Source organism: Bradyrhizobium sp. UFLA01-814, from assembly GCF_046718885.1.
Lineage (GTDB): Bacteria > Pseudomonadota > Alphaproteobacteria > Rhizobiales > Xanthobacteraceae > Bradyrhizobium > Bradyrhizobium elkanii.
Map to the genome: position 1 here is coordinate 55,196 of NZ_JAQOSR010000012.1, position 25,682 is coordinate 80,877.

The following is a 25,682-nucleotide window of genomic DNA, read 5'->3' on the forward strand; positions in this document are numbered from 1 at the left end:
TCAGTTGCCCCCGAACCATCTGCAGCTGCCGACGGCGCACAGCCATATTGCCGCCGTCGAACGGCGGATAAGCCACCGCGTCTCGTAGTGGTAGCGCGCGAACCAGCCATCTGAAGCGGATCTAACCGATGAGTCCCCGTCATCCGCGCGTTGACAGCATCTTTTGGAGTATTGCCTCAACCGGCTGCGGCGAAATCCCAAGTTCGACAAGGCCAGGCGACGATACGGTATCGATCTGCATCAGCTCCACCTGATTGCGCGTGAGAATCGGGTCCGGGAGTATTTCGGAAGCCCATGCCAGGGCGTGCCAAACGGCGAACGGGATCGGGACCAGGATGGGCGCAAGACCGGCCTGATGCGCGACGATTCCGACCAATTCTTCGTAGGAATAAACGCGAGGGCCGCCGCACTCGAAGATCGTCGGTTGCGTCTCGGCTCGCTGGATGATCCGGACAGTCGCCTCCGCCACATCTTCCACATAGACCGGCTGCAGTTTCATCGAGCCGCGGCCGAACATCGGATAGATCGGCAGCCGGCGGAGAAGGTTGAGGATGGTCGTAAGAAACGCATCGTCCGGTCCGAACATGACGGCGGGTCGGATGATATGCGCGCCGGCAAACGTAGCCCTGACCACCAGTTCACCTTCGCCGCGCGCCCGGATGTACCGCGATCGAGACGCGGCGGCATCGGCGCCGATGCCTGACAAGTGAACGAGTCGTTTGACTCCGGCCCGGTGCGCTTGGGCCGCTACCCGCTGGGCGGACTCGACATGAACGGAATGAAACGTCTCACGCCCGTGCTCGACGTAAAGGCTGACGGTGTTGACGGCGGCGTAAGCGCCGGCAAGCGCATTTGCGACAGACCGTTCGTCGTGAATATCGGCCTGGACGAACAGAAGTTGGGAATCATGCGGTCCAAACTGACTGCGCCCGCGATCTGGATGCCTTGACGCGATCCGGACGGGAAATTCGTGATCGCGCAGATGCTGAACGATGCGGCGGCCGAGAAAGCCGGTTCCGCCGAATACAGTGACGGTGCGACCGTTCGTTGCCATCCTTTGATCTTTGCTCGAGAGAACGCGCCATAGCCCGAGCCGAAGATGACGTCAGGGCGATGGCCGTCTGTCGGAACAATACCCTTTCGCAGCGACGGTTGGAATGCAGGCCGCTTCGAACCGCTATTGGACGGAAGCGGGATGCAAAGGCCGAGCGAAACTGAGTTCGTGGCCGTCGGGGTCAGCTAGGTGGAAGAAACGCTCACCCCATTCGGCATCGCGGGGCACAGTCGCCGGCTGGTAACCCCCCGCGAGCGCGCGTTCGTAAAGTGCGTCAACATCGGTGACGTAGAAGATGACCCGACCCCACCAGGACCAGCGTCGTTCGGCTGGTTGGTCGATGAGGTTGAGGTAGCTCGGACCTGCTCGAAAGCTGGTGAACGACGACCATTCGCCGCCATGCAGGACCTCAAAGCCCAGGGCTCGGTAGAATCGGACAGCTCGTGGCATGTCATGGGTGCCCAGCGTGAGCGCGCTTATCCTCTCGATCATGGCCAAAACTCCCCTGTTCTACCTCCCTACGCTTTTTTGAAGTCGCGGCGCAGAGATTAACCTCTCATGTGCGTCGAACGGTGAGCAAGTCAACGCCGGGCGTCCCTTTCCTTGCGTCGCCGCTCACGGCGAGCGGTGGATGCTCCAAAATGCTCGAACCGAAAGCGCTGACGCTCTAAGCTCTCCATCGCGTCGGCCAAACATCAAGTCCAGGCGCCCACACAACCAATCGATCCCGGTGGCACCCGCGAAAAGGAGCGGAGCATGAAGGGCGATAAAGACGTTATCGAACACCTCAACAAAGCGCTGCGCCACGAGCTCACCGCAGTGAACCAGTACTGGCTGCACTACCGCCTCCTCGACAATTGGGGCTACAAGATGCTGGCCAAGGCGTGGCGCAAGGAATCGATTGAAGAAATGCAACACGCAGACAAGCTCATCGAACGCATCATCTTCCTCGATGGATCTCCCAATATGCAGACGCTGGAATCCCTCCATATCGGGAAGACCGTGAAGGCCGTGCTCGATAGCGACTTGCAAGCCGAATTGTCGGCGTACTCCCTCTACGCTGAAGCTGCGACCCAGTGCCATCAGGTCAAGGACTACGTGACACGGGATCTGTTTGAGCAACTCATGCACGATGAGGAAGAGCATATCGATTTTCTGGAAACCCAGATCGAACTCGTCGCGAGGATCGGCCTCGAGCTGTATGCCCAGCGTCATATCGGAGAGCTCGACAAGGACTAAAGTGCAAACGACTGCTTTCGGCCCAAATCGGACACCGCGGCGGCGCGGAATTATGACCGCTGCTCGCCCGTTAGGAATTCGTTAACCATCGCGGCCTAGCCTAACCTCATAGCCTGGTCATCATCAGCCGATTGCCGCTCGGTTCGGTCCAGGAACAGCCGGTGTCCGCCAAGACGCTGACATATGCCGCGCCAGGTGCGCGCCTGAAAATCTCGCCAGTGGCCGCTCGTCGCTTGCTAAGCGACTGCGCTTGCCGCGCTCACTTTGGGAGCAAAATCCTGGTGCATAGCAATCCGTATCCTCTCATTCCCCTGCTCGGTGGAGCAATTGTGAGGCAAGAATGACCGATATTTGCGAGATGAAGGCGCGCATTACCGTGTTCGGGGTCGGCGGTGCCGGTGGCAATGCTGTCAACAACATGATCGCGGCCGGGCTGCAAGGCGTCGACTTCATCGTCGCCAATACCGATGCACAGGCGCTTGCCATGTCGAAGGCCGAGCGTCTCATCCAGATAGGCACGCGGGTGACGGAAGGTCTCGGCGCTGGCTCGCATCCTGAAGTGGGGCGCGCCGCAGCCGAAGAGACGATCGACGCGATCCGCGATTCTTTGACCGGCGCGCACATGGTGTTCGTTACTGCCGGCATGGGCGGAGGTACCGGCACCGGCGCAGCGCCCATTATCGCCAGGACCGCGCGCGAGCTTGGCATTCTCACCATCGGTGTCGTCACCAAGCCATTCCACTTCGAGGGCCAGCGCCGCATGCGCCTTGCCGAGGCCGGCATCGCGGAACTACTGAAGGTGGTAGATACTCTGCTGATCATCCCGAACCAGAACCTATTCCGGGTGGCCAACGAGAAGACCACGTTCTCCAATGCTTTCGTGTTGGCCGATCAGGTGCTTTATTCGGGTGTGGCCTGCATCAGCGACCTCATAGTCAAGGAAGGTCTGATCAATCTCGATTTTGCCGACGTTCTCGCCGTCATGCGGGAGAAGGGCAAGGCCATGATGGGCAGAGGCGAGGCTTCTGGCGCAAACCGCGTGCTCACCGCCGCCGTGGCCGCGATTTCAAATCCATTGATCGAGGACCCCTCGATCAAGCGTGCCAGCGGCCTCATCATTTCCATCACTGGCGGCAAGGACCTGATGTTATTCGAGGTCGACGAAGCTGCTACCCGCATTCGCGACGAGGCCGACCAGGACGCCAACATCATCATTGGCGCATCGTTTGACGAAAGCCTGGAGGGTATCGTCCGCGTCTCGGTAGTGGCGACCGGCATCGACAATCTTGACCCGGCCCCCCACGCGCAACCAGCGGAAAGCTCACTTACAGAGCTCGCCGGCAGGCTGCGCAACGACAGCCTTCAAACCGCCGGATCGGGCGCAGTACACCGCTGACCGACGCGCACCGCATCGGCGCGTCGGCCAAGTGCGCAACAAAGGAGCTATGCGGTCTTGACCGGCTCGCTTGACTGCCTTACGCCTCACGCCATGAACCGCTCGATCCTGATCGCCAATTTCTGGTGGCTCGCCGACTGACAGGCGGGCCGAACGCGTTCATGCATTTCGGGGCCGCCGCATTGGGCGGCCTTTTTCTTTCATCTCATCCGGCCCGCATGCGGCGTCCCCATTCAACCGAATGGAGACAAGCCGTGACCAAACCGATCATCCTCACCGGCGACCGCACCACCGGGCCGCTGCATCTCGGCCATTACGTCGGCTCGCTCAGAAGCCGCCTCGCGTTTCAGGACAGTCATGAGCAGTTCCTGCTGCTCGCCGACATGCAGGCGCTGACCGACAACGCGCACGACATCGGCAAGGTCCGCGGCAACGTCATCGAGGTCGCGCTGGATTATCTCGCCGTCGGCATCGATCCCGAACGAACCTCGATCTGCCTGCAGTCGCAGCTGCCGGCGCTCGCGGAATTGTCGATGCTCTATCTCAACCTCGTCACCGTCGCGCGGCTGGAGCGCAATCCCACCATCAAGGACGAGATCCACGCCCGCGGATTCGGACGCGACATCCCGGCGGGCTTCCTGTGCTACCCGGTGGCGCAGGCCGCCGATATCACCGCGTTTCGGGCCACCGTCGTGCCGGTCGGCGAGGACCAGGCTCCCCTGATCGAGCAGACCAACGAGATCATCAGGCGCGTCAACGCGCTCGCCGGTCCTACGCTCCTGCAGGAGGCGGTGGCCGTCATACCGCGCGCGGGACGGCTGCCGGGCGTCGACGGGCGCGCCAAGATGAGCAAGTCCGCCGGCAATGCGATTGCTCTCTCGGCCTCGCCCGGTGACATCTCGGCCGCAGTGCGTGCGATGTTCACCGATCCCGATCACCTGCGCGTCGGCGACCCCGGCAAGATCGAGGGCAATGTCGTCTTCAACTATCTCGACGGGTTCGATGACGATTACCACGCCGTCGAGGAATTGAAGGCGCGCTATCGGCGCGGCGGTTTCGGCGACGCAGCGGTCAAACGGCGGCTGGAGGACATCCTGCAAGCCCTGATCGCGCCAATCCGGGCCCGGCGCGCCGAGCTGGCAAGCAATCGCGACCATGTCGCTGACGTGATCAGGCGCGGAACCCTGAAAGCCCGGGAGATCACCGAGCGCACCAAGCTCGATGTGATGGCGGGACTCGGCGTGTTCCAGCTCTGAATGCGGTGTCATCAAACCAAGGCAGGAACTGTGCTTGCCTGTAACAGTTGTCCGCTTGGCGAAAACCGGATTTGGAGCTTGTCGTGATCGATCCGAAAACGCTTCTCGAACGCGCCGCACAATTGACCGATCAGGCCAAGGGCGAGGAAGATGCCGGCATCCGCGAGCGGCTGCTGCGCATGGCCGAGCATTACCGCGACCTGGCCGCGCATGAGGCCTGGGCGAACGAGAACCCGCCATCGGTCGGCGCGATCACCAGTGCGCTCAGCCCCCGCGCCCATTGACCCGTTCTTGGTCAGCTCACGCGAATGCGATAGCCCAGTGACTGCCGCACGCCCGGCGCGATGTGCATGAGGCCGGGCTTGCCTGCGAACTCGCCGTCGAATTCGACCGGGCTGGCAAAGCCGTGCCACGGCTCGATGCAGAGGAACGCCGCGCCGCCGGGCTTCGACCAGATGCCAAGTTCGCGAAAGCCGCGCCACGACACCTCGATCGCGGGCCCCTGCGCAGCAGCAAAGCGAACCGACGCGCTCGCAACCTGATCGAGGATCATGGCGTCGTCGTCGAACAATTGCTCCGACAACGCGAGCACCCTCCTCTTGATCGGACCTGTCTTGATCGGAGTTGGCTCGGCCTGCGGCCGCATCAGTCCTTCCGTCAGCCGCCGGATCGGCGCCGGCTCATCCTTCTCGAAGGTCAGCGCGTAGGCCTCCTTCCGCAACCCCGGAAGCAGCGGCCAGTTGAAGGCGGGATGACCGCCGAGCGAGGCCGACAGCGTCTCGGCGCCGGTGTTGACGATGTCGAAGGCGACATCGAGATCGGCGCCTTTAACGGTATAGGTGACCTCGAGCCTGAATGCGAAGGGATAGCGTGCACGCGTCTCTGCATCGTCGATGAGCGCGAGCTTGCATGATCGCGGCCCCTGCTCCACCCAGGCAAAGCGGCGATCGCGCGCGAAGCCGTGCTGCGTCATCGGATAGGTCTTGCCGTTGTGGCGCAGCGTATCGTTCTTCAATCGGCCGACGATCGGGAACAGGATGGGCGCATGGCGCGGCCATTGCGGGCCGGCCTGCCACAACAGTTCGGTCCCGTCGGCATTGCTGAGCGACGACAATTCGGCGCCCTGCGCCAAAATGGTCGCGGCGATTCCGTCGCCGCGCAGCGTGTGACTGTCGCTCATGCCTCGCCTCGCCGGGTTGCGCTATGCCCCGACAGGAGATGTTCGAAGCCGGCGAGGCCGTCAACCCCAAAGCAATGGTGCGGCCGACCTCGGCGTGGCGGCCCCACGCTCCGGGCCTACCCCGCAATCTTGGAGAAATCGGGCTGGCGACGCTCGGCAAAGGCGGCAAAGGCCTCGCGTGCTTCCGCACTCATCAGCCGTTCCTGGAAGATCTCACCCTCGCGCGCCATTTGCGCGCTGATCCTGGCGGGGTCGCGCATCAGCGCCTTGGTATGCTGAAGCGAGCCGAACGGCCGCTTCGCCAGCGCGTCCGCCGCCGCGCGGGCCTTGGCGCGCAGCTCCGCGAGCGGCACAACCGCGTTGGCGAGGCCGATCGAGACCGCCGTCTCCGCCTCGACCGGTTCGCCGAGCGCGAACATTGCATAGGCCCGCGCATAGCCGATGCGCTGCGGCAGCAGATAGGTCGACGCCGCCTCCGGCACCAGCGCCAGATTGACGAACGGCGTGATCAGCCGCGCGGTCGGCGCGAGGTAGACGAGGTCGCAATGCAGCAGCATGGTGGTGCCGATGCCGACCGCATTGCCCTGCACCGCGGCAATCAGCGGCCGCGTCGCCTTGGCCAAAGCGGCGAGGAAGCGCGTCACGTGGCGCTCGCCCTGCACGCCGCGCGACACCGCCGCGAAATCGGCGAGATCGTTGCCTGCGGTAAAGCTGTCGCCGTCGCCCTGCAGCAGCACGGCGCGGATCGCGGAATCGCCCTCCGCGCGCTCGAGCGCGTCGGCCATCGCGCCATACATCGCGTTGGTGATCGCGTTCTTCTTGTCCGGGCGCGCCATCGTCACGGTGAGGACACCGCCGTCCAGCGCTACGACCACTTCACTCATGCTGCACTCCTGTTGCTTGCTTGTTGTTTGACACGTCTTCTTCACGCGAACCGGTACCCACTTCGCTCGAAGACGCTCTAGCTGTCCTTGTCTTTCGGAAACTTGTCTTGCAGGCTGGTCAGCCAACGCACCACCACGTCGATTTCAGCCTCCGAGAACCCTTCCATTAGGCGGTTGTTGATCGCCCTCGTCCGCGTTGCGGCGCGTTTGCCGAGCTCCTGCCCCGCCGCGGTCAGATAGAGTCGCTGGCTGCGCCCATCCTCGCCATCGCGCCGGCGCTTCACGAGGCCTGCACGTTCCATCCGGTCGGCGAGCCCGCTCATCGCCGACGGCACGATGTCGAGCGCCTGCGAAACGTCGCCGATCAGCGCGCCGTCATTGCGCCCGAGAGAGAACAGCACGCCGGCCTGAGCCGAGGTCAGATCGTGGGCGGCCGTCTCCTGATCGATGGCGCGCTGCAACCGGCGATAGGCCACGGTCAGGAGAAAGATCAGCCGGTGTTCCGCTTTCATCACGCCGTTATATATTTCGTACGCGAAATATCAAGATATTTCGCGCACGAAATATCCGGCTGTTGGCGGAGATCCGTCATTGCGTCCGGGGGTCTCAGAATCCCGCACTCACCCAATCAGCACGCGCTCGCGCCGGAACAAGCCGTTCCCATCGGCGCAACTGCGACATTTTGATCCCGCCGCCCGATCGTTGCGCTGCAGCCCGGCAGAAAACCCTTGATCGACGTCGATCAAACGGGAAATCTTTGCATCCGGGAGCCGCGTTGCGGCTCTGGCGGGGTCACGAGAGTGTCATGACGTTAGCGGCAAGTCCGGACAGGGAGCGCGTTGTCCGCCCGAAGCGGGCACGCCATCTCAGCGAAGCCATGCGTTGCGAGACCGCCTTTCGCCTGATCCTGTCCGAATGCCTCGAGGAAGTCGCGACCAATCACGAGGCCTTGAGTTCCGGCGATCCGGCCGCGCTCCATCAGACCCGCATTGCACTGACACGGCTGAAAGCCGCGATCGCGTTCTACGGCCCGATGGTGGCGGATAGCGAGTGGACGCGACTGAAATCCGAACTGAAATGGCTGAGCGCACATCTCGGCGCAACGCGCGACCTCGACGTCGCGATCGAGAACAGCAAGGGCTTGCCCGAAGAACGCATGCTCCAGACGGCGCGAACCGATGCGTTCGAAGCCCTCAGGGAGGCGTTGCAAAGCGACCGCTACTGGCAGTGGTTCGATGGCATGTGGGACTGGGTTGGCAGCGGCCCCTGGACCACGCGGCAGGATCCCCGTGCCGCGCAGCGGCGAGCCGTGCCGGTCTCGGTCTTTCACGCACGGCGGCTGGCGCGGTGGCATGGCAAGCTGTGCCAGAAGAGCCGCGGGCTGCAAGGCATGGGCAAGAACAAGCGGCACCGCGTCCGTCTCGCCAGCAAGCGGCTGCGCTACGCCATCGAGTTCTCGGAGGGCGGCTTGCCCCCTGACGAATACGCGTCATGGCGGATCATCCTGAAGCATCTGCGCAAGGGGCAACAACTGCTCGGCGAATTGAACGACGACGAGGTGCGTCGCGGATTGCTCGAGAGTGTCGATGCACCCGCGCAGCGCGCCCACGAGCGCAAGGCCAAGCACCAGCGCGTCCACGACCGGAAGCGCAAGAGCCGGCTGCTGCGCCACGCCGCGGCGGTCTATCGAAAAATCTCCGGCTGAGCGCGCGTCAGCGCAACGTCGACGGCGCGGCGGATGCGGCTCGCGTCGATGATCGCGCATATGAGTGATGTATAAAACATCATTTATTGCTCTTGTGCCATCATTAGTTGATGTGCATAAATGACATTCAAATAGACGCGACTCCTCGAATCAACGGCCATCAATCGATGATCACCGCGGCGCAGCTACGAGCTGCCAGAGCCTTGCTTGGCATCGACCAACGACAGCTCGCCGAGCTGTCCGGACTTTCGGTGCCGACCATCCAGCGGATGGAGGCGAGCGAAGGTACCATTCGCGGCAACGTCGATTCGCTCGTGAAACTGATCGACGCGCTCGGCACGGCCGGCGTCGAGGTCATCAATGAGGGCGCCGTCAGCAGCGGCGGCGGCCGCGGGGTGCGATTGAAGGCCGGATCAGGCTCACCGAAGGTGCGGACATGATCCCGGCGGTCACTCAGCAGATCTGGTGTGTAGCCGCGCTGCTGGGAACGACCGCTCTCGCGATTGCAACGCGCCGATCGCGCCAATCGACAGCCATCGTCTACGGCGCGACCTTTGCGATTTCGCTGGTCGCATTGGCCGGGGCCCTGCTCGCGCTCATCGCCCACACCGGCTCGACCGAACTGATACTACCGATCGGCTTGCCATGGCTGGGATCGCATTTCCGCCTCGATGCGCTCGCCGCATTCTTTCTCGTCGTGGTCAATCTCGGCGGTGCCGCCGCAAGTCTTTATGGCCTCGGTTACGGCAGCCACGAATCCGCGCCACAGCGCATCCTTCCGTTTTTCCCGGCGTTCCTCGCTGGGATGAATCTCGTCGTGCTCGCCGACGATGCGTTCACCTACCTGCTATGCTGGGAATTCATGTCGCTCGCCTCATGGGCGCTCGTCATGGCGCATCACCGTGACGCCGACAATGCCCGTGCAGGCTACGTCTATCTCGTGATGGCAAGCTTCGGGACGCTGGCCCTGTTGCTTGCCTTCGGCCTGCTGGCGGGAGCCGGCGGCAACTACAGCTTTGCGGCCATCCGCGCCGCCCAGCACACCCCGTCCGAGGCCGCATTGGTGCTCGCGCTGATGCTGCTCGGCGCCGGGTCGAAAGCCGGCCTGATCCCGTTGCACGTGTGGCTGCCGCTGGCTCATCCCGCCGCACCGAGCCACGTCTCGGCGCTGATGAGCGGCGTGATGACGAAGGTCGCGATCTACGGATTCATCCGGGTCGTGTTCGATCTGCTCGGGCCGCCAGGCTGGTCGGCGGGTGTCGTGGTTCTCATCCTTGGCGGCGCGACCGCAGTCATGGGGATCCTCTATGCGGTGATGGAGAAGGATCTCAAGCGCCTGCTCGCCTACAGCACGATCGAGAACATCGGCGTCATCTTCGCAAGCCTCGGCCTTGCGCTGGCATTTCAGGCGAACGGCCTTGGCCTCGCGGCGGCCCTCGCCTTCACGGCCGCATTGTTCCACGTGCTCAACCATTCATTCTTCAAGAGCCTGCTGTTCTTCGGGGCCGGCGCGGTGCTGACGTCGACCGGCGAACGCGACATGGAGAAGCTGGGCGGCCTGATCCACCGCATGCCACTCACGAGCTTCGTCTTTCTGGTCGGCTGCGTCGCGATCTCCGCGCTGCCGCCGTTCAACGGGTTCGTGTCGGAATGGCTGATGTTTCAGGCCGTCCTGCAGAGCCCCGACCTGCCGCAATGGCTGCTGAAGATCATGGTGCCCGCGGTCGGCGCCTTGCTGGCGCTGGCGGCGGCGCTCGCCGCCGCATGCTTCGTCAAGGCCTTCGGAATCACATTTCTAGGCCGCGCGCGGAGCCCGGCCGCGGAAGCCGCCGGCGAAGTCGATCGCTATTCGCTCGCCGCGATGTTCAGCCTCGCCGTGCTCTGCTTCCTCGCCGGCATTCTGCCGGGCCTGGTGATCGACGCGCTCTCGCCGGTTGCGCAGGCCGTGATCGGCCACCGGATGCCGGTCCAGATGAACGATCCCTGGCTCTCGATCGTGCCGATCGAGGAGAGCCGCAGTTCCTACAACGGATTGCTCGTCTTTGCGTTCATCACCGCCGCAGCGTCGCTCGCGGTGTACTTCATCCATCGCTTTGCGTCGCGCGCGATCCGGCGCGGACCGGCCTGGGGTTGCGGCTTCGCCGACCCGACACCGGCGGCGCAGTATTCCGGCGTGAGCTTTGTGCAGCCGATCCGCCGCGTCTTCGGCACGCTGGTTTTCCAGGCCCGCGAGCATGTCGACATGCCGGCGCCGGGCGAACTGCGGCCGGCCCGCCTCAGGGTGGATATGCACGACCTGGTCTGGGAGCGGCTCTACACACCCGTGGCGGAAGCCGTGTGGTTTTTAGCCGATCGGCTGAACCAGCTCCAGTTCCTGACCATCCGCCGCTACCTGAGCCTGGTGTTCGCAACCCTCATCACATTGCTGCTGGCGCTCGCGATATGGTCGTGATCTCGGACATCCTCGTTCAGCTCGGCCAGATGGCGCTTGTGCTGCTGCTCGCGCCGCTGCTGACCGGCGTCGTGCGCAAGATCAAGGCGCGACTGTTGCGGCGGAAAGGGCCGTCGATCTTCCAGCCCTACCGCGACCTTCTGCGGCTGCTGCGCAAGGAGGTCGTGCTCGCCGAAAACGCGTCCTGGCTGTTTCGCGTCACGCCATACGTGACGTTTGCGGCCATCTGGGTCGCGGCGGCGCTGGTCCCGACATTCGCGACCGGCCTGCAATTCAACTGGAGCGCCGACCTGATCGCGATCGTCGCCCTGCTCGGCAGCGCGCGCTTCTTCCTCGCGCTTGCCGGCATGGACGTCGGCACCAGCTTCGGCGGCATCGGCTCCAGCCGCGAGGTGATGATCGCCGCGCTCGCCGAGCCGGCCATGCTGTTGATGGTGTTCTGCGTCGCGCTGATTGCCGGCTCGACGCAGCTGTCGACGGTCGCGACCTTCATGGCGTCGTCGGAAGTCGGACTGCGCGTCTCGCTCGGCATGGCGATGATCGCCCTCATCATGGTGGCGCTCGCCGAAAACGCGCGCATCCCGGTCGACAACCCGGCGACGCATCTGGAGCTGACCATGGTGCACGAGGCGATGATCCTCGAATATTCCGGGCGTCACCTCGCCATGATCGAGTTCGGCGCCTTCCTCAAGCTGCTGCTCTACATCTCCCTGATCATCTGCGTGTTCTTTCCGTGGCAGATCACCACGGAAGGCGCGGGGCCGCTGTCCTATCTGGTGAGCGTTGCCGCCTATATCCTCAAGCTTGCGGTCGCGAGCTTCCTGCTTGCCGTGTTCGAGACCGCGACGGCCAAGATGCGGGTGTTCCGCGTCCCCGAATTCCTCGGCGCAGCGCTGATGCTCGGCCTGCTCGGCACGCTGCTTCGGTTCGTGTCACGGGGCTTCTGATGCACAACCTCGCCTTCGACATCGCCCATCTGCTCGCCGGCGGGCTCGTGCTGATCAGCTTCATGATGCTGTACCAGGACCGCCTGTATGCGCTGCTGAACATCTTCGCACTTCATGCCGTGGTGCTCGCAGCTTCGGTCGCCTGGCAGGCCTTCATCCAGAATGCGCCGCATCTCTACGTGACCGCAGCCATCGCACTGGTCTTCAAGGCGATCGTCATCCCGGTGGCGTTGCATCGCATCATCAAGCAGCTCGGCATTCATCGCGATATCGAGACCGCGGTGAGCATCGGTCCGACCATGCTTGCGGGCATGGGGCTCGTCGCCCTGTCCATGGTGCTGATGCTGCGCGTCACGGGCGCGGCCGATCCGCTGGCGCGGGAAGACCTCGCCTTCGCGCTGTCGGTGGTGCTGCTGGGATTGCTCGTCATGGTGACGCGGCGCAACGCCGTCAGCCAGGTCGTCGGCTTCATGTCGCTGGAAAACGGCCTGGTGCTGGCCGCGACCGGCGCCAAGGGCATGCCGCTCGTCGTGGAGATCAGCGTCGCGTTCTCGATCCTGATCGCATTCATCGTGATCGGCGTGTTCCTGTTCCGCATTCGCGAGCGGTTCGACACCGTCGACGTCGGCGCGCTCGATGAATTCAGGGGGGAGCGCCGATGACTGCCGCGTCGGATGCCGTCACCTGGGTTCTGTTGATACCGATCACCGCCGCGGCGGTGCTGGCCGCGCTGCCCGGCTACCGCTTGACCGCCGGTCTCAATATCGTGGCCAGTCTCGGCACCTTGCTGGCCGCGCTTTCGCTGCTCGTGGTCGAGCGCCCGCAACCCGGCCAGTACCTGCTGATCGACGATCTCAACATCGTCTTCATCGTGCTCAACACCTTCGTGGGATTCACCACGAGCGTGTTCAGCGCAAGCTATATCGCCCACGAACTCGAGACCGGGCGGCTGACGCCGGGTTATCTGCGATTCTACCATGCCATGTATCAGGTGATGATGTTCGGCATGAACCTCGCATTCGTGTCGAACAATATCGGCCTGATCTGGGTCGCGGTCGAGGTTGCCACGCTCACCACCGTCCTGATGGTCGGCATCTACCGGACCCATGCGGCGCTGGAAGCGGCCTGGAAGTATTTCATCCTCGGCAGCGTCGGCATCGCGCTGGCGCTGTTCGGCACGATCCTGGTGTACATGGCGGCGCTGCCGGTGGTCGGCGAGGGTCAGGACGCCATGGTGTGGACGGTGTTGATCAGCCGTGCGGCGACGTTCGACCCGGCATTGCTCAACGTCGCCTTCATCTTCCTGCTGCTCGGATACGGCACCAAGGTCGGCCTGGCGCCGCTGCACGCCTGGCTTCCGGATGCGCATGCCGAGGGCCCGACCCCGATTTCCGCCGTGCTTTCCGGCCTGCTGCTCAACGTCGCGCTCTACGCGGTGCTCCGCTTCAAGATCCTGCTCGCCGCCAATCCGGATGCGATATCGCCCGGACCGCTGATGGTGACGATGGGGCTGACCTCGCTGCTGTTCGCGGCCTTCATGCTTTACCGCCGCCGCGACATCAAGCGGCTGTTCGCCTACTCCTCGATCGAGCATATGGGGATCATCGTGTTTGCGTTCGGCATGGGTGGACCGCTCGCCAACTTTGCCGGCCTGCTCCACATGGTGATGCACAGCCTCACCAAGTCGGGAATCTTCTACGCGGTCGGCCACATTGCACAGGTGAAGGGCACGCAGCGGATCGCCAACATTCGCGGCCTGACCGAGTCGCATCCGGCACTCGGCTGGAGTCTCGTGATCGGCGTGGTCGCGATCGCCGGCCTGCCGCCGCTGGGTATCTTCATGAGCGAATTCCTGATCGTCAGCTCCACCTTCGCGCGCCAGCCGCTGCTCGCCATCCCGCTGGTGTTCGGCCTGCTGCTCGCCTTCGGCGCGCTGATCCTGCGCCTGACCAGCCTTGCGTTCGGCGAGCCGCGCGGCAATGCCGCGCCGGCGGATGCGTCCTATTTGCCGATGTTCGCGCATTTCGCGCTGGTGCTGTCTGCGGGCATCTACCTTCCGGGACCGCTGGTCGTCTGGTTCCAGCACGTCGCCAACCTGCTGGGTTAGCGCGAGGGAGAACGGGATATGCCGAGGTTGATCGATCTGATCCGGGCCGGCCACAGGATCGAACGGCATCATCCATGGCCGCGCGCCGTGGTGGACGGCGAAACCTGGCGCACCGCCGCTCACGCATTTGCGGATGGCGGCCTGAGCCTGCTCGGACTGTGGGGTGAGCCGTCGCGCGTGCACATGGCCATCCTCGACGACCGCACGTCCGATATCGGCGTGATCAGCCTGGATTGTCCCGATCGCCAATTTCCTTCGGTCGCGGCCCATCATCCGCCGGCGCTTCGATTGGAGCGCACCCTCCACGACCTGTTCGGATTGCAGCCCATGGGCACACCGGATCCGCGTCCCTGGCTCGATCATGGCCGTTGGCAAACGCGCTTCCCGCTGGGTGAACGTCACGATGCATCAGCGGACGCAGCGCCTTATCAATTCCTCCCGGCCGAGGGGGACAGCCTGCATCAGATCGCGGTCGGTCCGGTGCATGCCGGCATCATCGAGCCCGGGCATTTCCGCTTTACCGCGAGCGGAGAGACGGTGGTCCGCCTCGAGCAGCGGCTCGGCTACACCCACAAGGGCGTCGAAGGGCTGATGGCCGGAAGCACCGTCGAGCAGGCCGCGCGGCTTGCCGGCCGGGTCTCCGGCGACAGCACGGTCGCCTATGGGCTGGCGTTCGCGCAGGCGGTCGAAGCCGCGCAACGGATTGCCGTGCCGCCGCGCGCGCTGTTGCTGCGCGCGCTGATGGCCGAGCTCGAGCGACTGGCCAATCATCTCGGCGATATCGGCGCGATCTGCAACGATGCGTCATTTGCGCTGATGCAGGCGCATTGCGCCGTGCTGCGCGAATCCGTGCTGCGCGCCGCCGACGCTGCATTCGGCCACCGCCTGATGCGCGACCTCGTCGTTCCCGGCGGCGTCGCGCGCGATATCGCCGGCGATGGAGCCGACGCAATCCGGGCCGTACTCGACCAGATCCGCCGGCATTTCCCTGCGCTGGTCGAGCTCTATGACAACACCGCTTCGTTGCAGGACCGCACCGTCAGCACCGGCATCGTAACCCCGGCACTCGCAAAGCAATTCGCCGCCGGTGGCTATGTCGGGCGTGCGAGCGGCCGCGACCATGACGCCCGACGCAGGCCCGGCTATGTCCCCTATGATGGTCTCCGCTTCGAAGTCCCCGTCCTCAGCGACGGCGACGTCAACGCCCGGGTCTGGATCCGGATCCGCGAGGTTGAGCAGAGTCTTGCGCTGGCGTACCAGATCCTCATTGGCCTCGAGGCCGGCCCGGTGAAAGTGCCACTGCGCGGTGCGGCAGAGCCTTGCGAGGGCATGGCCCTCGTCGAAGGTTTCCGCGGCGACATCCTGGCCTGGCTGCGCCTGAACGGCGATCGGATCGAGCGATGCCATCTGCGCGATCCGTCTTGGTTTCAGTGGCCGCTGCTCGAGGCGGCCATCGAAGGCAACATCGTGGCGGACTTCCCGCTCTGCAATAAGTCGTTCAACTGCTCCTATTCCGGGCAGGATCTCTGAGGGCTTGAGGCGATGCGCAAACTTCTGTTCCAGAGCCTGTTTCGCCAGCCATTGACGGAACAGGCGCCGCGCCCGAACGATGCTGCGCTCGCGGACCTCGCGGCCATGGTCGGCCGCACCGCACGACGACGCCTCGGCCGCAGCCTCTCGATCCGCGAGGTTGATGCAGGCTCCTGCAACGGATGCGAGCTGGAAATACACGCGTTAAGCAATGCGTATTACGACGTCGAACGGTTTGGAATCCGGTTCGTCGCCTCGCCCCGTCACGCCGACGTGCTGCTGGTCACGGGTCCGGTCACGAAGAACATGCGCGAGGCGCTGGAGCGCACATACCGTGCGACGCCGGATCCCAAATGGGTCGTCGCTGCGGGCGATTGCGCAAGGGATGGCGGATGCTTCGCCGGCAGCTACGCGGTGGTTGGCGGAGTCTCCACGATTGTTCCGGTCGATCTCCACATTCCGGGTTGCCCGCCTTCGCCGATCGCCATCCTGCGGGGCCTCGTGACCTTGCTCGAGGCGGTCGACTCCGGGGTCGCGGCAAGGTGAAAGCACGGAAAGAAACGAGCACCTCCGCGCGCACCGTGGGCGAGGCGCGCTAACCGCTGTCGCGCAGCACCAGTTCGAAGCCGAGATCGACGCGGCGCTCGCCGCCGCGCTCCAGCGTGAGCGTCGCCGCGGTGCGGCCGATCGCGTCGCCATGCACGCTGATCGTGCTCAGGGTCGGCGAGATCAGCTGGCCCATTTCGAGATCGCCAAGCCCGATCACGGCGACCGGTTGCGCCGATGCAGGCCCGTCGCGCAGCAGCCCGGCCTTGCGCAGTCCCGACATGAAGCCGATCGCATGGGCATCGTTGGCGGCGAACACCGCGTCGACATCGGGCAGGCGTGCATGCGCCGCCACGCTGCCGGAATCCTTGCGGTCCAGGATCAACCGGCGCGGCTCGGCAAGGCCGCTGGCCAGTGCCTCGTCCCTGAAGCCGAACCAGCGGCGCGTTCCGCGCGGATCGTCGCCGCCGATGAAGGCGAGCTGCTTGCGGCCCTGCGCGACCAGATGCTTCGCGACCGCGACACCGGCCCTGTAATTGTCGAAGCCCGCGACCGCGTCGATCGGGTTTGCCGGCAGATCCCAGGTCTCGACGATCGGAATGCGCGCATTGCGCAGCAGGCGGCTGCCCTCCTCGGTCGCCGGCGAGCCGACCATAATGATCGCCTCGGGCCGCCGCGACAGCAGCGCCGCCAGCATGCGGTCCTCGCGCGCCGCATCATAGCGCGACTGCGCCAGGATCACGGAGAAGCCGAGCGGCTCGAGCTTGTCGGACAGGCCCTGCACCGTGTCGGCGAAGATCGCGTTGGCGATGGTCGGCACCAGCACGCCGACTGAATTTGTCCGTGCACTCGCCAGCGCGCCAGCCACCAGGTTCGGGACATAGCCGAGGTCGCGCATCGCCCGCTCGACCCGCGCCCGGGTCTCCGGGGCAACCAGGTCGGGCATCCGCACCACCCGGCTCACCGTGATCGAGGAAACACCGGCGCGCTTGGCCACCTCTGAAAGGGTGGGCGCGGCACCGGCCGGGCCGGTCGCGGGGGCGGTCAGTTCGGAGCTCATGGGGCGGAGCCTGCCCGATTCCGGATTGCCAAGCCATAATGTTAGCGCTAGCATCGTTCCATGTTAGCGCTAACATGAAACAAAAAGGGAGAAACGGCATGATTTCGGACGAGCAGGCCCAGGCCTACAAGCGCGACGGGGTGATCGTGGTCCCCGAGGTGCTCAACCAGGAGACCTTAGGCAAGATGCGCACGGTGCTCGCCGAACTGGTGGCCGGCGCCGCCAGTGTGAGCGAGCACACCGACGTCTACGATCTCGAGCCGGGCCATACGCCGGAGACCCCGCGCGTCCGCCGCATCAAGGCGCCGCACAAGGTGCATCCGATCTTCGACGAGATCGTCCGCAGCCCGGCCGTGATCTCGATCCTCACCAAGCTGATCGGCCCCGGCCTTCGCCTGCACGGCTCCAAGCTCAACATGAAGTCGGCGCAATACGGCTCGCCGGTCGAGTGGCATCAGGACTGGGCATTCTATCCGCACACCAATGACAACATCCTCGCGATCGGCGTGCTGCTCGACGATTGCGATATCGAGAACGGTCCGATGCTGGTGACGCCCGGATCGCACACCGGCGCCACGATGTGGGATCATCACGGCGAGGACGGCCACTTCGCAGGCCTGATCGATCCCGACCAGATCCAGGACGACATCAAGCGCGCGGTGCCCTGCATGGGCAAGGCCGGCAACATGTCGTTCCATCACGTGCGCGCGCTGCACGGCTCGGCGACCAACACGTCGAACCGGCCGCGCAACCTGCTGCTCTATGAAGTGGCCGCCAGCGACGCCTGGCCGCTGATGGGCGTGAAGGACTTCGACGAGTTCAACAGCCGCTTGCTGGCGGGTCCACCGGTGGTCGCGCCGCGGCTCACCGACGTGCCGGTGCGGATGCCCCTGCCGCCGGCGAAACGGCAGGGATCGATCTACGAGACCCAGTCGGCGTCGAAGAAATCCTACTTCACGCGCGCCGCCTGAGACCTGAGCAATGCCCGCGGCCAGGCCGCGGGCATTGCTGCTTTCACGAGCACGATCCCCCGCGACAACGCAGAACGCGTTTGCGCGGAGATCGTGCCCGATCAAGACGACCATAAAAACAGACATAACGGGGAAACGAATGACCGAGATGGCAAGAGATGGCGCTCGCACATCGCGCCTGCGTGTGATCCTGGCCGCAAGCATCGGCTCCGCGCTCGAATGGTACGACTTCTTCCTCTACGGCACCGCAGCGGCGCTGGTGTTCGGCGAGCTGTTCTTTCCGAAGAGCGATCCGGTGGTCGGCACCCTGTTGTCGTTCCTGACCTTCGGCGTCGGCTTCGTGGTGCGGCCGTTCGGCGGCCTCTTATTCGGCATCCTCGGCGATCGCTATGGCCGCAAGCCGGTGCTGGTCTCCACACTCCTGATGATCGGCATCGGCACCACCGCGATCGGCTTCCTGCCGACTTATGGGCAGATCGGGATCTGGGCGCCGATCCTCCTGGTCGCGATGCGCGTCATCCAGGGCCTTGGCGCCGGCGCCGAATATGGCGGCGCGGTGATCTATCTGGTCGAGAACGCACCGCCGAAGCATCGCGGCTTCTGGGGCGGCTTCGCGCCGCTCGGCGTCTCCGTCGGCAACCTGCTTGCGGCCGGCGCCTTCGCGCTGGTGACCATGCTGCCGCGCGAGGATTTGATGAGCTGGGCTGGCGCCTGCCCTTCCTGGCGAGCTTCCTCCTGATCGTCGTCGGCATCTTCGTCCGCATGCGCATCACCGAGACGCCGGTCTACACCGAGGCGGTGGTCGCGCGCGGCAAGGTCGAAAGCAATCCGGCGATGGAAGCGTTGCGCCGGCATCCGCGCAACTTCTTCGTCGTGCTCGGCGCCCGCATGGCCGAAAACGGGCTCGGCTATTTCTTCCCGGTGTTTGGGCTGAGCTACGTGATCACCACGCTCGGCGTGCCGAAAGCCGAGGCGCTCAGCGCGCTGATGCTGGCATTCACGGTCGAACTGTTCGCGATCCTCGGCTTCGCGGCATTGTCGGACCGGATCGGACGGCGGCCGGTCTACATGTTCGGCGCGCTGGCCGGCGTGGCGCTCGCCTTCCCATTCTTCTGGATGGTCGGCACCAAGGAGTGGATCATGATCGCGCTCGCCTTCATCCTGGCGCGCGCCGTGGTGACGGCGGCGATGTTCGGGCCGCAGGCGGCGTATTTCGCCGAGCTGTTCCCGCCGCAACGCCGCTTCGCCGGCTTTGCCTTCGCGCGCGAGCTCGGCTCGCTGCTGTCGGGCGGCCCGGCGCCGTTCGTCGCCACCGCATTGGTGGCAGCCTACGGCACCTGGTGGCCGGTCGCCTGCTACGCGATGTTCCTGTCGGCCTGCACCGTCGTCGCGATCTGGATCGGGCCCGAGACCTACCAGGAGAACATCGACGCCGACGCGAGCGAACAGGCCGAGCTGCCCGCGGCGATCCCGGCGCGGGCCTGACCTGTGGCGCAGCAACTGCGTGTCCTGCAGTCGCTCTGGGCGATGGAGCGGCGGCTGGCTGATGAGGGCGAATGGCCGCTGCACACCCAGCTCGCGATGATCCGCGATGCCGGATTTGACGGCGCCGGCGTGCGCTTCATCGATCCTGCCTTCGCGCGCGAGGTGACGAACTTCCTTCGCGCGCATGGCATGATCTGGCAGGCGCAATGCTATCCGAAGAGCGTCGACGACCTGAAGCCGGTGCTCGAGCTGGTCGCTCGGCTTGGCGCCGATCATGTCAATTTGCAGCCGGACGCTCGGCCGCGCCGGCTCACAGATTGCATTCCCCTGCTCGAAGGCTGGCGGCGGCTTGCCGCGGAGGCCGGCGTCGCCGTGCATGTCGAGACCCATCGCGACCGCATGACGACCGACCTGTTCTTCATGCTCGACCTGCTCGACTGCTTTCCCGATCTGCGGCTGACCGCCGATCTCTCGCATTATCTGGTCGGCCGCGAATTCGCCTGGCCGGTCGACGACGTCAACCACGCGATGATCCATCGCATCCTCGACAACGCCTGGGGCATCCACGGCCGCATCGCGAGCCGCGAGCAGGTGCAGGTCTCGCTCGGCTTTCCGCAGCACCAGGGCTGGGTGTCGCTGTTCATGGGCTGGTGGGACTACGCTATCCGTTCCTGGCGGAAGCGCGCCGGGCCCGACGCGACCCTGACCTTCCTGTGCGAGCTCGGTCCCCCGCCCTATGCCATCACCGGGCCCGACGGCAGGGAATTGTCCGACCGCTGGCAGGACGCGCTGGCCATGAAGGACTTGATCCGCGCGCTGTGGGGATCGCATCGCGAACGAGCCGCGAGGCCCGCTCCCGCATTGATTCAAACCCGCCGCGGCGGCATCCTGAACGCCACAATCCGGAATGCCGCGAGGACCCGTGCGCGACCGCTGGGCTTATCCGCTTCGATGCCTCGTCGCCGTCTCGGCCATGGCAACCTTCGCGCATACGAAGGCAGCCGCGGCAGAGCTGCTCCTGAATGTCGCGACCCTGCCGCGCGTTGCGACCATCGACCCGCGCTTTCAGTCCTACAACATCGAAATGGTCGAGGTGACCGGCGGACGGTTCTGGAAGCCTTATGCAACCGCCGGCACGCGTCGGCGTGCGGAAACGGAGCGGTTCGCGGCTCGCGCTCCGATCGACCTGCACGATGGCAGGCTGCGCAAGCTCGCCGCCGCGCTCTCCCCCGCCTATCTACGCGTCAGCGGGACCTGGGCCAACAGCACGTTCTTTGCGGATCTCGACCCGCCGCCATCAGCGCCGCCGACCGGCTTCAACGGCGTGCTGACGCGACAGCAGTGGCGGGACGTGATCGAGTTCTCGCGCGCCGTCGACGCTCCGATCGTCACGTCCTTTGCGATCAGCGCGGGCGCGCGTGACGCTACGGGGCAATGGAGCCCCGAACAGGCCCGGCAACTTCTCGCGTTCACGCGATCCGCAGGCGGGCGTATCGCCGCAGCCGAGTTCATGAATGAGCCCGATCTGCCGACCATCGGCGGCGCCCCTGACGGCTACGATGCCGCGGCCTACGGCAGGGATTTTGCAGCGTTCCGCGCCTTCATGAAGGACACCGCGCCCGACGTGACGATCTTCGGCCCCGGCACGATCGGCGCCGGCGCTGAGGCCCAAGCGCTCTTCGCCGCATCGGCAGCCGGCATCGACACGGTCTCCTACCATCATTATGGCGCGCTGTCGGCCCGATGCGGCGGCGATCGCAAGGCAAGGCATGCATTGTCGGACGAATGGCTGGCGCGAGCCGGCAAGAGCCTTGCCCTCTACGAGACGCTGCGCGACCAGCTTGCACCGGGAAAGCCGATCTGGCTGACCGAGACGGCCGACACCGCGTGCGGCGGCAATCGCTGGGCTAAGACCTTCACCGACACGTTCCGTTACCTCGATCAACTCGGACGGCTGGCCAAGGCTGGCGTTCAGGTGGTGATGCATAACACGCTGGCCGCGAGCGACTACGGGCTGCTCGACGAACGAACCCATCTGCCGCGGCCGAATTATTGGGCGGCGCTGCTATGGCGACGGTTGATGGGGACCATTGTGCTCGATGCCGGTGTCGCCGAGCAATCCGGCTTCCATGTTTATGCGCATTGCGCGCGCGACATGCCTGATGGAATAGCCCTGCTCGTCATCAACAGTGATCGGCGAAAACAGCGCAAGCTCATACTGCCAGCCGCCTCGCAACGCTACACGCTCACGAGCGCAAAGCCTGCCGACAGCAACGTTCAGCTCAATGGCGCGACGCTTTTGCTAGGAGCCGCTGACAGGATCCCAGTCCTGAACGGCGACGCGGCTGTCGCCGGAACGATCGTCTTCGCACCTGCAACGATCACGTTCCTGACCGTCGCCGACGCCGGCAACGCCCATTGCCGTTAGCGGCCTGACGTCGCCTTACGCCGCGTCGCGGCTGGCGTCGGAGGATTCCGGCGGGCGCGCCACCAGATGGCCGAGCATGATGGCGGTCATCAGCCGCTCCATCTCGAGCCGTGCGGTGACATGCGACATGGTCGGCCGGCCACCGAGTGCGAGTTGGCTGACGTCGTCGATCGCGGTCAGTCCGCGCGGATAGAATTCGCGGAAGATCACGCGTTCGGCCAGGCCATCGACCAGGCGGAAATTCAGCGTCTTGGACAATTCGCTCAAGGCTTCGCCGACCAGGCGCTTGTTGCGTGACCCGAGCGTGGAGAGACGGTTGCGCAGCACCACCCACTCGAATGCCGGCTGATCGTGTGCGCTGCGCTCGCGCCGCGCCTCCTCCACCATCTTCGAATAGTGGCTGATGCCGGTCACCTTGAAGTCGTTCGGATCGACAGTGCCGAGCACGTCGAAATCGAGGAAGCTGTCGTTGAGCGGCGTGATCAGCGTATTCGCCAGCGAATGCGTGAACGTCGTCAGATAGGTGTCGTGGCCGGGACAGTCGATCACGACGAACTCGTGCGACCGGCCGAGCCGCTCGACGATCTCGGCGAGCGCGCTGCGCCCGAGCGTCTCGACCTCGCTGCTCCTGCCGCTCACCGTCTCGAAGCACATATGCGCGGGAATGCCGAGATCCAGCGAGGTTTCCCGCGCCCAGTCCCGCCGGTTCTCGACGTAGTGCGTCAGCGACTTCTGCTTGTTGTCGAGATCGATGGTGGCGACACGCTGACCCGCCTTGATCAGCGCGACGGCGACGTGCATGGCAATTGTCGACTTGCCGGAGCCGCCCTTGTTATTTCCGACAACTACTACTCGTGCGTTTGTCATGGGAATCCATACCGGACGCTTGAGTGAAAGCAGGACGAAACAGAATTTAATGAATGGCTCGAATCTCCCTGATTCGACGAATCTCGACAAGAGTCGTCGCACGATCGGCGTGATTGAAATTGATGCGGCTGCGACAACATTGTCACAACCGCAATCCGGGCACGTATCGTGAATGCAGCGAGCGCCGCTGCGGCGAGCGCCCCTGTTACCAGCCGCCCCGGACTAGCGTCCCTGAAACACCGCGGCGCGGCGCTCCACGAAGGACTTGATGCCCTCGGCCGCATCTGATGTGTTGAGCACGCGTTCGCGGATCTGCGGGATGATCGCGATCGCCGCCTGCTCGCCGGCCTCGATGAACTTGCGGCCCGCCTCCTTGGTCACCTGGATTCCAAGCGGCGCATTGCGTGCGACGATCTCCGCGAGCGCCATTGCACGCTCGACCTGCTGGCCCGCCGGCACGACTTCCTGCACGAGACCGATCCGATGCGCCTCGGCGGCGCTGAACTCGTCGCACAGCAACAGGTGATACATCGCATCGCCCCACCCGGCGCGGCTGATATATCGGAAATGCGCGCCCGCCAGCGGCGCGATGCCGCGCTTGGCTTCCATCTGGCAGAAGCGGCTGTCGTCCGCGGCGATCACGATATCGCCGGCCAGCATCATCTCGATGCCGACGGTGAACACGATACCCTGCACCGCCGTGATGATGGGCTTCCGGCAGCGCTTCGATAGTCCGAAGGGATCGACGTTGCCCTCCGGCAGCGGCTTGCGCGTCGCCGTCGGGCCGAAGAATTTCGGCATGTCGAGACCCGCGGTGAAACTGCCGCCGGCGGCGCAGAGCACGCCGACCCAGAGGCCGTCGTCATTGTCGAGCAGCGTCAGCGCGTCGGACAGCTCAGCCATCATCTCCGGGCTGAAGGCATTCTTCTTCGCGGGATTGTCGATGATGATCTTGAGGATGTGGTCGTGCCGCTCGTGGCGGACCCGCCCTTCGCTCGCGCTGCCGGACATCTGTTCCTCCGTACTTTGTGACCGGATAATTTCTGGATGACACTTGTCATCCAGATGCATGATGGTCATAATCCAGAAAGAGAGTCAAACAGGGACCAGGCGAGATGGGCCATTCCCAGGCCGACAAGGCCAGGAGCCGTGAGCGCATTCTGAACGAGGCTGCAACGCAGATCCGCGACAAGGGCCTCGACGCGCTCAGCATCGGCGGCCTGATGCAGCAGGTGAAGCTGACCCATGGCGGTTTCTATGGGCACTTCGCCTCACGTTCCGACCTGATCACCGCGGCGCTGGAACAGGCGCTGAATGCAGGCGAAGCATCGGCTCACGCGGCGCGCGGTCCCGATAAGCCGGTCAACATCAACACACTGGTGCGGAGCTATCTCAGCCGCGCCCATCGCGACGCGCCCAAGTCGGGCTGCGCGATCGGCGCGCTGATCTCGGATGTCGGCCGCGCCGACGCGCAGTGCCGTGCGGTGATGGAACCGCACATCGAATCCTTCATCGCCAAGGTCGCCGAGACGTTCGGCGACGATGACGATAGCAACGCAATCGTCGCCGTGAGTGCGATGGTCGGGGCGCTGGCCATCTCGCGCGTCCTCACCGACCAGAAGCGGTCCGACGCCGTTCTGCGCACCGTGCGCGATGCCATCGTCGCGATGGCATCCGACGAATGATTTTGCCCGCGCCGCGGGCAGCTTGATGGAGTGAGCCATGAACGACCGATCCGCCCTCGAGCCGACCGCCGTGCAAGGAAGCGTGCTGATTGCCGGCGTCGGCGCGTCGAACGGCCTTGGCGCCGCGATTGCGCGTCGCTTTGCCGCCGGCGGCTATCCCGTCGCGATCGCCGGCCGCAACGCCGACAAGCTCGCCGCGACGGCGGCCGAGCTGGCCGCAAGCGGCGCGACGGTCGCGCACGCGGTCGGCGACGCCTCCAGGGCGGCCGATGTTGCGCGCTTCGTCGAGGCTGCCGAGAGGCTCGCACCGCTCGCGATGGCTGTGCACAATGCAGGCTCCAACCGGCCGGCACCGTTCCTGAAGGTCAGTGAGCAGCGCTTCGAGGAACACTGGCGCGAACATGCGCTCGGCGGTTTCCAGCTCGCTCAGGCCGCGATCCCCGCCTTGCTTGCGCGCGGCGGCGGCACGCTGGTGTTTACGGGCGCCAGCGGTTCGCTGCGCGGCAAGGCCAACTACTCACCGTTCGCCGCCGCCAAGGCCGCGCTGCGCGCGCTGGCGCAGAGCGTGGCGCGGGAATTCGGGCCGCAGGGCATCCATGTCGGCCATGTCGTGGTCGATGGCGGGATCGAGGGCGACCGCCTGCTGAGCATGCGTCCGCAATTGAAGGATGAGCGCGGACCGGATGGCATGCTCAACATCGCGGCCATCGCGGACGCCTATTGGGTGCTGCACCACCAGCACCGCAGCGCCTGGACGCTGGAGCTCGACCTGCGGCCGTGGGCGGAGCAGTTCTGAACGCGCTGCGCCGCCCTTCTCACCCGTGAATATAGGTTGCGATCTGCCGGAATCTTGTCAGCTTGTGCGACAAGGTCCGTCGAGATCGCACCCT

At 64.9% G+C, this 25,682-nt stretch carries 28 protein-coding genes; 20 read left to right on the forward strand and 8 right to left on the reverse strand.

Annotation, left to right across the window (positions count from 1 at the left end; all coding sequences use genetic code 11):
* Positions 1 to 139: 139 nt before the first annotated feature.
* A complete protein-coding gene (locus PMN64_RS06135) occupies positions 140 to 1,054 on the reverse strand; it encodes a complex I NDUFA9 subunit family protein (RefSeq protein WP_411780057.1) in 915 nt (304 codons plus the stop codon).
* 123 nt (positions 1,055 to 1,177) lie between these two features.
* Positions 1,178 to 1,546 carry a VOC family protein gene (locus PMN64_RS06140; RefSeq protein ID WP_411780058.1) on the reverse strand — a complete coding sequence of 123 codons (369 nt, stop codon included), beginning with the start codon at positions 1,544 to 1,546 and terminating at the stop codon, positions 1,178 to 1,180.
* Positions 1,547 to 1,810: 264 nt separating this feature from the next.
* Between PMN64_RS06140 and bfr the strand changes: the two genes are divergently transcribed.
* The 4 genes from bfr (at position 1,811) to PMN64_RS06160 (ending at position 5,229) form a co-directional block, all read left to right on the forward strand.
* Positions 1,811 to 2,293, forward strand: a complete 483-nt coding sequence (gene bfr / locus PMN64_RS06145; RefSeq protein ID WP_028339454.1) for a bacterioferritin — start codon at positions 1,811 to 1,813, stop codon at positions 2,291 to 2,293.
* A 340-nt stretch (positions 2,294 to 2,633) separates the two neighbouring features.
* Complete coding sequence (gene ftsZ / locus PMN64_RS06150; protein WP_411780059.1) at positions 2,634 to 3,689, forward strand: cell division protein FtsZ; 1,056 nt, start codon at positions 2,634 to 2,636, stop codon at positions 3,687 to 3,689.
* A 254-nt stretch (positions 3,690 to 3,943) separates the two neighbouring features.
* Positions 3,944 to 4,945, forward strand: coding sequence for a tryptophan--tRNA ligase (trpS, locus tag PMN64_RS06155; protein WP_411780060.1), 1,002 nt, complete (start codon positions 3,944 to 3,946; stop codon positions 4,943 to 4,945).
* A gap of 83 nt (positions 4,946 to 5,028) precedes the next feature.
* On the forward strand, positions 5,029 to 5,229 hold the full coding sequence (locus tag PMN64_RS06160) for a hypothetical protein (RefSeq protein WP_016843073.1): 201 nt from the start codon (positions 5,029 to 5,031) through the stop codon (positions 5,227 to 5,229).
* A gap of 11 nt (positions 5,230 to 5,240) precedes the next feature.
* Here PMN64_RS06160 and PMN64_RS06165 read toward each other — a convergent pair whose 3' ends face one another.
* From PMN64_RS06165 to PMN64_RS06175, 3 genes are all read right to left on the reverse strand, one after another.
* Positions 5,241 to 6,125, reverse strand: a complete 885-nt coding sequence (locus PMN64_RS06165) for an aldose 1-epimerase family protein (protein WP_411780061.1) — start codon at positions 6,123 to 6,125, stop codon at positions 5,241 to 5,243.
* A 116-nt stretch (positions 6,126 to 6,241) separates the two neighbouring features.
* Entirely contained in the window at positions 6,242 to 7,009 is a 768-nt protein-coding gene (locus PMN64_RS06170; RefSeq protein ID WP_028339458.1) for an enoyl-CoA hydratase-related protein, read from the reverse strand.
* A 77-nt stretch (positions 7,010 to 7,086) separates the two neighbouring features.
* Positions 7,087 to 7,521 carry a MarR family winged helix-turn-helix transcriptional regulator gene (locus PMN64_RS06175; RefSeq protein WP_411780062.1) on the reverse strand — a complete coding sequence of 145 codons (435 nt, stop codon included), beginning with the start codon at positions 7,519 to 7,521 and terminating at the stop codon, positions 7,087 to 7,089.
* Positions 7,522 to 7,814: 293 nt separating this feature from the next.
* Here PMN64_RS06175 and PMN64_RS06180 point away from each other — a divergent pair, with 293 nt between their 5' ends.
* From PMN64_RS06180 to PMN64_RS06215, 8 genes are all read left to right on the forward strand, one after another.
* On the forward strand, positions 7,815 to 8,714 hold the full coding sequence (locus PMN64_RS06180; RefSeq protein ID WP_411780063.1) for a CHAD domain-containing protein: 900 nt from the start codon (positions 7,815 to 7,817) through the stop codon (positions 8,712 to 8,714).
* A gap of 167 nt (positions 8,715 to 8,881) precedes the next feature.
* A complete protein-coding gene (locus tag PMN64_RS06185) occupies positions 8,882 to 9,154 on the forward strand; it encodes a helix-turn-helix domain-containing protein (RefSeq protein WP_253603054.1) in 273 nt (90 codons plus the stop codon).
* Positions 9,151 to 11,166 carry a hydrogenase 4 subunit B gene (gene hyfB / locus PMN64_RS06190; protein ID WP_411780064.1) on the forward strand — a complete coding sequence of 672 codons (2,016 nt, stop codon included), beginning with the start codon at positions 9,151 to 9,153 and terminating at the stop codon, positions 11,164 to 11,166. Before PMN64_RS06185 ends, hyfB begins: the two co-directional genes overlap by 4 nt.
* Positions 11,157 to 12,113 carry a respiratory chain complex I subunit 1 family protein gene (locus PMN64_RS06195; RefSeq protein WP_028334457.1) on the forward strand — a complete coding sequence of 319 codons (957 nt, stop codon included), beginning with the start codon at positions 11,157 to 11,159 and terminating at the stop codon, positions 12,111 to 12,113. Before hyfB ends, PMN64_RS06195 begins: the two co-directional genes overlap by 10 nt.
* Positions 12,113 to 12,775: a hydrogenase-4 component E gene (locus tag PMN64_RS06200; protein ID WP_016843065.1), complete on the forward strand. Its 663-nt coding sequence runs from the start codon at positions 12,113 to 12,115 to the stop codon at positions 12,773 to 12,775. Before PMN64_RS06195 ends, PMN64_RS06200 begins: the two co-directional genes overlap by 1 nt.
* On the forward strand, positions 12,772 to 14,220 hold the full coding sequence (locus tag PMN64_RS06205) for a hydrogenase 4 subunit F (RefSeq protein ID WP_028339463.1): 1,449 nt from the start codon (positions 12,772 to 12,774) through the stop codon (positions 14,218 to 14,220). Before PMN64_RS06200 ends, PMN64_RS06205 begins: the two co-directional genes overlap by 4 nt.
* Before the next feature lie 18 nt (positions 14,221 to 14,238).
* Positions 14,239 to 15,750, forward strand: a complete 1,512-nt coding sequence (locus PMN64_RS06210; protein ID WP_411780065.1) for an NADH-quinone oxidoreductase subunit C — start codon at positions 14,239 to 14,241, stop codon at positions 15,748 to 15,750.
* Between the two features lie 12 nt (positions 15,751 to 15,762).
* On the forward strand, positions 15,763 to 16,296 hold the full coding sequence (locus PMN64_RS06215; RefSeq protein WP_411780066.1) for an NADH-quinone oxidoreductase subunit B family protein: 534 nt from the start codon (positions 15,763 to 15,765) through the stop codon (positions 16,294 to 16,296).
* A 49-nt stretch (positions 16,297 to 16,345) separates the two neighbouring features.
* Here the strand turns inward: PMN64_RS06215 and PMN64_RS06220 are convergent, their stop codons facing one another.
* Positions 16,346 to 17,356 (reverse strand): LacI family DNA-binding transcriptional regulator, encoded by a 1,011-nt coding sequence (locus tag PMN64_RS06220; RefSeq protein ID WP_411780067.1) that lies wholly within the window; start codon positions 17,354 to 17,356, stop codon positions 16,346 to 16,348.
* A 98-nt stretch (positions 17,357 to 17,454) separates the two neighbouring features.
* On the opposite strand from PMN64_RS06220, the gene PMN64_RS06225 reads away from it, so the two are divergent.
* From PMN64_RS06225 to PMN64_RS06245, 5 genes are all read left to right on the forward strand, one after another.
* Positions 17,455 to 18,327 (forward strand): phytanoyl-CoA dioxygenase family protein, encoded by an 873-nt coding sequence (locus tag PMN64_RS06225; RefSeq protein ID WP_411780068.1) that lies wholly within the window; start codon positions 17,455 to 17,457, stop codon positions 18,325 to 18,327.
* 139 nt (positions 18,328 to 18,466) lie between these two features.
* A complete protein-coding gene (locus PMN64_RS06230; RefSeq protein ID WP_411780069.1) occupies positions 18,467 to 19,066 on the forward strand; it encodes an MFS transporter in 600 nt (199 codons plus the stop codon).
* An 11-nt stretch (positions 19,067 to 19,077) separates the two neighbouring features.
* Positions 19,078 to 19,812 carry an MFS transporter gene (locus PMN64_RS06235; protein ID WP_411780078.1) on the forward strand — a complete coding sequence of 245 codons (735 nt, stop codon included), beginning with the start codon at positions 19,078 to 19,080 and terminating at the stop codon, positions 19,810 to 19,812.
* Positions 19,813 to 19,941: 129 nt separating this feature from the next.
* A complete protein-coding gene (locus PMN64_RS06240; RefSeq protein WP_411780070.1) occupies positions 19,942 to 21,234 on the forward strand; it encodes a hypothetical protein in 1,293 nt (430 codons plus the stop codon).
* Entirely contained in the window at positions 21,164 to 22,240 is a 1,077-nt protein-coding gene (locus PMN64_RS06245; protein WP_411780071.1) for a hypothetical protein, read from the forward strand. Before PMN64_RS06240 ends, PMN64_RS06245 begins: the two co-directional genes overlap by 71 nt.
* A 15-nt stretch (positions 22,241 to 22,255) precedes the next feature.
* Here the strand turns inward: PMN64_RS06245 and PMN64_RS06250 are convergent, their stop codons facing one another.
* A complete protein-coding gene (locus tag PMN64_RS06250) occupies positions 22,256 to 23,041 on the reverse strand; it encodes a division plane positioning ATPase MipZ (protein ID WP_411780072.1) in 786 nt (261 codons plus the stop codon).
* Here PMN64_RS06250 and PMN64_RS06255 point away from each other — a divergent pair.
* The gene (locus tag PMN64_RS06255; RefSeq protein ID WP_411780073.1) at positions 23,040 to 23,279 is read left to right on the forward strand and encodes a hypothetical protein; all 240 of its coding nucleotides are present in this window, start codon (positions 23,040 to 23,042) and stop codon (positions 23,277 to 23,279) included. The genes PMN64_RS06250 and PMN64_RS06255 overlap by 2 nt on opposite strands.
* A 50-nt stretch (positions 23,280 to 23,329) precedes the next feature.
* Here PMN64_RS06255 and PMN64_RS06260 read toward each other — a convergent pair whose 3' ends face one another.
* The gene (locus PMN64_RS06260) at positions 23,330 to 24,118 is read right to left on the reverse strand and encodes a crotonase/enoyl-CoA hydratase family protein (protein WP_411780074.1); all 789 of its coding nucleotides are present in this window, start codon (positions 24,116 to 24,118) and stop codon (positions 23,330 to 23,332) included.
* Between the two features lie 104 nt (positions 24,119 to 24,222).
* Here PMN64_RS06260 and PMN64_RS06265 point away from each other — a divergent pair, with 104 nt between their 5' ends.
* Together PMN64_RS06265 and PMN64_RS06270 are read left to right on the forward strand one after the other, a co-directional pair.
* Positions 24,223 to 24,792, forward strand: a complete 570-nt coding sequence (locus tag PMN64_RS06265) for a TetR/AcrR family transcriptional regulator (protein WP_411780075.1) — start codon at positions 24,223 to 24,225, stop codon at positions 24,790 to 24,792.
* 37 nt (positions 24,793 to 24,829) lie between these two features.
* Positions 24,830 to 25,588 (forward strand): SDR family NAD(P)-dependent oxidoreductase, encoded by a 759-nt coding sequence (locus PMN64_RS06270; protein ID WP_411780076.1) that lies wholly within the window; start codon positions 24,830 to 24,832, stop codon positions 25,586 to 25,588.
* The last annotated feature ends 94 nt before the right edge of the window (positions 25,589 to 25,682 follow it).